Genomic DNA, 6208 nt, shown 5'->3' on the forward strand with positions numbered 1-6208 from the left:
CAGCACCATGATCAGACCGGAGAGCAGCAGGTAGAAGGTGGGCGTCTGCACGGCCTTGCGCAGGCCCTCCATGGTGAAGGCATCGGCGGCCATGCCGCTGGCGGTGAACTGCTGCCAGCTTTCCCAGGCGGCCAGGGGCACGCCCACGAAGTTGACCAGGTCGTTGCCGGCAAAGGCGAAGGCCAGGGCAAAGGTGCCGGCCAGGATGACGATCTTGAAGATGTTGACGCCGCGGCGCACCATGAGCAGGTGCAGCACCACGCTCAGGCCCGCGAACAGCACCAGCAGGATGGGCAGGGTGTGGGCATTGATCCAGGCCAGGTATTCCGGCTTCATGAAGGACGCGCCCTTGGCGCCCTTCATGATCAGGAAGTAGAAGATGGCCGTCAGGGACAGGCCGCCGAAGATGCCGCCGATGCGGCGGTACATGCGCTCATAGTGGAAGGTGAAGATCAGGCGGGTGATGTACTGCACCACCACGCCGGCCACGAAGGCCACCACCACGGAGATGAGGATGCCGGACACGATGGCCAGGGCCTTCTGGCTGTTGATGAAGTCCCCCAGCTGGGAGAGCAGGATGTCCGAGGTGGAGATCTTGATGAGGGCCGCGGCCACGGCACCGCCCAGCAGCTCGAAGACGATGGACACGGTAGTGGAGGTGGGCAGGCCCATGGAGTTGAAGGCGTCCAGCAGCAGGACGTCGGTGATCATCACGGCGAAGAAAATGATGATGATCTCGTTGAAGGTGAACATCTCGGGATTGAAGACCCCGCTGCGGGCGATCTCCATCATGCCGCTGGAAAAGGTGGAGCCCAGCAGCACACCGATGCTGGCCACCACCATGATGACCTTGAAGCTGGCGATGCGCGAGCCTATGGCCGAGTTGAGGAAGTTGACGGCGTCATTGCTGACGCCCACGAAAAGGTCCACTGCGGCCAGTATGGCCAGAAATACCAGTATGAGCAGAAAGATGCTTTCCACGTCCCGTCTCCTGCGGAATAGTCTGAGAATGAGGCATATTCTGTGTAGGCAGGTTTTGTTACAAAACGGTGACGGAGACGGGGAAATACTGGTGGGAGAAGGGCTGGAGGGGGCATCCCTTGGGATGGGGCAGGATGCGGGCTGATCAGCGCAGCCAGTCAGGTTTGCCCATCTTGCCTGCAAGGCCGTGCCACAGCGCCTTGAAGACCAGGGGGACACGATTCCGCTGTTTGCGGAGAATTCGTTTGAAAGCGACGGCCAGGTAGCTGGCGCACAGCAGCGGGATGGCCAGTGGATAATGATCCCGGACAAGACGGGCCCGGTTGCGCAACATCAGGTAATCGACCCATATCGGGCGCTGGAAATGAACATTGTTGGCTGAAGCCGCGCCTGTGGTGCCGCCTTCTTTATGGAAAACGATGCTGTCACGTGCCCAGAGCAGCGGTATGCCCGCCTTGCGGGCACGGATGCTGAAGTCGGTATCTTCCAGATAAAGGAAAAAATCTTCGCGGAATAGACCGATGCGCCGGAGGGCTTCTTCGTGGAGGAGCAAACTGGCACCAGTGATATAGCCGAGTTCTTTTTCAGTCTCGTCAATATTGATGGTATCCAGGTCTTTGATCTTTTCGCCTTGATGCAAGTGGCCTGTCAGACCAAGATAAGGGACCAACTTCCCTCCTCCTGCACACTGGATAGTTTCCTCGTCATAGGAGAAGACGAGCGTCGATCCGACCAGGGCTAAGGATTTTGCCTGATTATACCATGTGCACAGGGTATTCAAGGCATAACGATCCGGCTCCGTATCATTATTGAGGATCCAGTATGCCGTGCAGGACGTCAACAACTTCGCCAGTCGGATCCCGGCATTGTTGCCGGAAGCATAACCGTTATTTTCGTCAAGCTGGAGCAGCACGGCCTTGGCGGGCTCTTTCTTTTCGCCGGGATTTTGGGCGTGAACAAGACGCGGCGTGGCCCATTGTCGCCAGGCGGACATGATACGGGGGACAGAATCATCAGCGGAGGCATTATCCACGACGATGATGGCGCCGGGCAGGGCCTCCAGGCCGTACAGGGAGCGCAGACAGGCAATGGTATCGTGGGCGCCATTATAGTTGAGCAGGATGACGGCAACGTCCTGGGGATGCAGCATGGGAACCTCGTGCGGCGGTATCGCTGTTTGTCAACAGGAGGAGGCGGACAACTGCTCCCGCAGCTTCCGCAGGATAGCGGCAGCGGCGGCGGTATCCGCTTCTGCCCACTGCCCTTTGAGGCCCTTGAGGGGCCCTTGCTTCTCCTTGAGGGGGACCAGCGTGAAGGGGACAGGGTGGGAGAGTTCACCGTCCATGAAGTCCATGTTGCCCGACCAGCCAGTGGCTACTACATGCAGGCCGTGCAGCATGGCTTCCCTGATGGTCAGGCCATACCCTTCCGAGCGATGCAGGGAAAGATAGACGTCATGACGGCAGTAGAGACGGGAAAGCGCGTCCCTGTCCAGGATGTCCGTGATGATGTGGACATGCGGCACGGAGCGGCAGCGTTCACGCAGGGCTTCCATGGCTGCCGGAGCAGCGGTGGCGCCGCTGACCTTGAAAGTCAGCTCGGCGCCCCCTTGCGGAAAGGCTTCCGCAAAGGCCCGCAGCGCCGCTTCGGGATTCTTGCGGTTCAGACCTGAACTGACATCGAAGCTGTACAGGCAGCGCAGGATGCCATCTTCCATAAAGGTGGTCTTGCGGAGCGAGGGGGAGACGACCTCATGCGGTATCACCTGTACAGGACGGGCAGTATGGCGCTGGATAGCATTTTGCACGAAACAGCTGGGAACTTCGACACCGTCCAGGAGACGGAGTCCCTGAATCCAGATCGACGGCAAGGTCTCCACCTCCCATGCCCAATAGCCGATGATGCGTTTGTTATGCAGAAAATCCTTGCCCAGCCGCAGCAGGGCCAGCTGGAATTGCGGAGGATTGGCATGGATGACCACGGCACCAGGGCGCGTCAGTTGCTGTCGGTCGTTAAAGGCAATGACGTCCTCCATGCTCTGGGGAAAATCGGCCCGTTGCTGCATGGCATGCGTGATGTCCAGGCAAATGACTTCTTTACCTTCGCGTCGGCGTGCCTGCGCATACAGGCGGGCCCCTTCCGCAAGACCGGAGCTGCTGGCAAAAGCGCCCAGCACATAGAGCGGCTGCTCAGGAGCTTGGGGATCATGAGGTCCGATACACCAGGAAAACACCGTGATGACAAGTTCCCGGAGCCAAGAGGGGCTGTGTTGCCAGAGGGTTTTTAAGTCCATATTTTTTGACTTATCATATAACTAGTTATTTTAATTTAAAAAGGTAGGATTAGATTAAAGTATGCTTTGTGGATAGAATTCAAATTTATTTCCATATGAAAATAAGGTGTATCTGTTGAATACAGATATCTTCGCATATGGGAGATCCATTGCCCATAGACGAACGATTTCTTTCTCATCGGGTCTATCTGTGTCATGTAGATAGATGGTATAGCAATTACGTGAAAGATATTTTTTTAGAAAAGGTACAGCTTCAAAGCGTGCTAAATGTGCGGTTATTCCTATAGGTCCGTCTATTAATAAAGTATCGATAGAATAGTCATCAGGAAAAACTATTTTTGTTTTATCATACCACGTATATTCATTTGATTTTATAATAGGGCTGTCAATGAAAGTTACATATTGATCGACGCCATCTCGTTTTAATATACTACTAACAATATTTTGCCAATTTTTATCATGATCAATAGATATAATAGATGCTGAAATATTATTTATTTTTAAGAGTCGTGCAATAAGGATTGTCGATATCCCAGAACCAATATCGACAATACTTTTTTTGTTGTTGATAATAATATCATTTAAAATATGAGCATAGTAATGAGGGCCAGCAGCAGCATCTGTTAAGGGAAGGTAGGAAAAATTGACTAGCAATGGGGCAAGAAAGTTTGTTATACGTGCGGACTGGATAAATGTCGTACAGTCATTAATTTTTTTTTCAGTATCTTCATTGGAAATTTGTCCCATTTTTTTCAATATGTGTTTTATGGACTCTTTTATCATACATTCCTCCTAAAAATGTTTATTAAGATAACTATCATATACAAACTGCATCCGCTTGCGTATCTCTGTGAGAGTAGGGTTGCCTTTCATTGTATTGTGGGCTCGCAAAACTCTACTTTCCCCGTGAAGCTCCGAAAGCCTCTTAGAGCTTTCGTGCATAAGCTGAAAGTCCCGCTCAGAGAAGGCGCTGTATTGCCTATAGACATAGGTAGTTATCGCAATGACTTGATCAATGCCAGCATTGGTTGCGCGAAAAGAAAAGTCATTTTCTACATCATAGCCATGAGGGAAATTCAACTCGTCAAAACAGCTTAATTTATCAATTGCAGTACGAGTCATGCCCAAACAAAATCCATGCACAAGTGGTACACGTGGATAATATTTATCTACCGCCCATATTTCACATAATTTATTCATATCATGGGGAGTTACTCCTAGAGGAAGGGCATTCATAGTGATATCATCGCCTGCTGAAAGTAATGAAGGGATAGATTGACTTCCTGCTGCATTGGAGAGCGGACTGACAATCTCAGCTCCTTCGCTTTCTAAAATAGCTATCGCCATTTTTTCTGCCCAATTTTCAGTTACTATCGTATGGCTGGAGAGCAGAATAACAAAATCTGCATTTGATGTACGAATAGCCTCATTGATAGATTTTGTATATCCATAGGGGACATTATTTCGTATTAACTTTATGATTTTTTTAGATTTTGAAAGTTTATATAGATAATCTCGCGTATCTTTATCAGAACAATCATCTATAATGATTATTTTATTGTAGATGGTTGATGCTGAAAATAGTGATTCTACACATGCTGTCACGGCTTGTAGAGCATTGCAAACATAAATACAAACATCTATTGATAATTCTTGGGAACGGACGATTCTAGCTGATCTATGTATCGAGAAGCTTTCGCCAGCCCAGGGATTAGTCCAATTTTTGCAGAATGCTTCTGTAATACACCGTGAGATCCCCTTGTTGTGGTCGTGAGGTGAATAAGAAAAATATTTAGTGCTATTATGTGGTGATATTCCCTTCAATGAGAGCGGGTAGTATCGTTCATTAGCTTTGGCTATAGCAAAATTGAAGGACAGTTGATCTCTATAACTATGTTTATCTAATTCTGACCACCAGTTATTCATTATTTGTGCCAGTTTTTTATGCTTTATGTTAAACATCATCACTGAAGTCTCTGGCAAGTCATCGTGAAAAAAATTATTTATTCTGTATGCTTCTATTTGATTTTTAATCGTTTCAGATTTGTCTAGTTTCATTTCCATACATGCTTCTGCTTCTTCATAAATATTTGATCTTTCTGGATGATAATATGTTGCAACAGGTAATGACGACTGTATAAAACTATTTATTATTGGTGAAAAATCTTCTGTGATCAGTATATTATGGTCAACCCATATCGCTATGTCGATATCTGGAAAAAGAAAATGCGGATGCATTTTTACATATCGTGTAATTCGTGTTTGTTCAGAGCTCCAATACGGAATGGGACGAATTTTCCAAACTCCGGTATCGGGATAAGGCTTATCAGTAAATAGTATATAATCAAAAGTTGGATCAATAAAACTAGGAATTCGAATTGATTCATATCCACCTGCGATAGCAGAAAAAATTACTTTACGTATTTTATGTGAGGAGTGAGTTGAGTGATATTGTTGGCATTTTTGAGATATCGCTGACACTATTTTAAGATGATTAACCTCATTAATAAATGAAAAATGTATACTTTTTTTCATATCTTCGATAAAATTTATTGAATAGCCTTTGCTCTTTCCAATAGTTAAATAATGCTGTAGTGGAGTTAAGCCTGATGAATATGCATCGGGGTATCTCCTAATATACCAATTAGAATCTATATTGTTTATTATAAAGTCATTTTCAGAAATATATCTTTTCTCTTTTTTACCGTGTCGTAGATAATGAATTAGAGGGTCCAGGTTTGCCTTTTTTACATCTGGATATGTCTTCAGATACCATGAAGAGTCGAAAATTTTTTTAACTTTATATCCAAAAATATAAATATAAAGTTTTTTTATGTATTTATTTTGTTTAAAAAATTTTTTTATTTTTGTAATCATGGCATCCTCTATTTGAAACTGCCCCTATTAAAACAAATGGCGAGCAGATAAAATATT

The 6208-nt window shown here is 47.1% G+C and carries 5 protein-coding genes; all 5 read right to left on the reverse strand.

Annotation, left to right across the window (positions count from 1 at the left end):
* Positions 1-981 (reverse strand): inorganic phosphate transporter (locus tag ACQRCJ_RS11855; RefSeq protein WP_427799876.1); only part of this gene is annotated, 981 nt, incomplete at its 3' end.
* A gap of 145 nt (positions 982-1126) precedes the next feature.
* Positions 1127-2131 (reverse strand): glycosyltransferase family 2 protein, encoded by a 1005-nt coding sequence (locus ACQRCJ_RS11860; protein ID WP_427799877.1) that lies wholly within the window; start codon positions 2129-2131, stop codon positions 1127-1129.
* A 30-nt stretch (positions 2132-2161) separates the two neighbouring features.
* A complete protein-coding gene (locus ACQRCJ_RS11865; RefSeq protein ID WP_427799878.1) occupies positions 2162-3157 on the reverse strand; it encodes a glycosyltransferase in 996 nt (331 codons plus the stop codon).
* Between the two features lie 171 nt (positions 3158-3328).
* Positions 3329-4057, reverse strand: a complete 729-nt coding sequence (locus ACQRCJ_RS11870) for a class I SAM-dependent methyltransferase (RefSeq protein WP_427799879.1) — start codon at positions 4055-4057, stop codon at positions 3329-3331.
* Between the two features lie 9 nt (positions 4058-4066).
* The gene (locus tag ACQRCJ_RS11875; protein ID WP_427799880.1) at positions 4067-6151 is read right to left on the reverse strand and encodes a glycosyltransferase; all 2085 of its coding nucleotides are present in this window, start codon (positions 6149-6151) and stop codon (positions 4067-4069) included.
* Positions 6152-6208: the final 57 nt, after the last annotated feature.

The sequence above is a fragment of the Desulfovibrio sp. SGI.102 genome (genome assembly GCF_050314315.1).
Taxonomy (GTDB): Bacteria; Desulfobacterota; Desulfovibrionia; order Desulfovibrionales; family Desulfovibrionaceae; genus Desulfovibrio.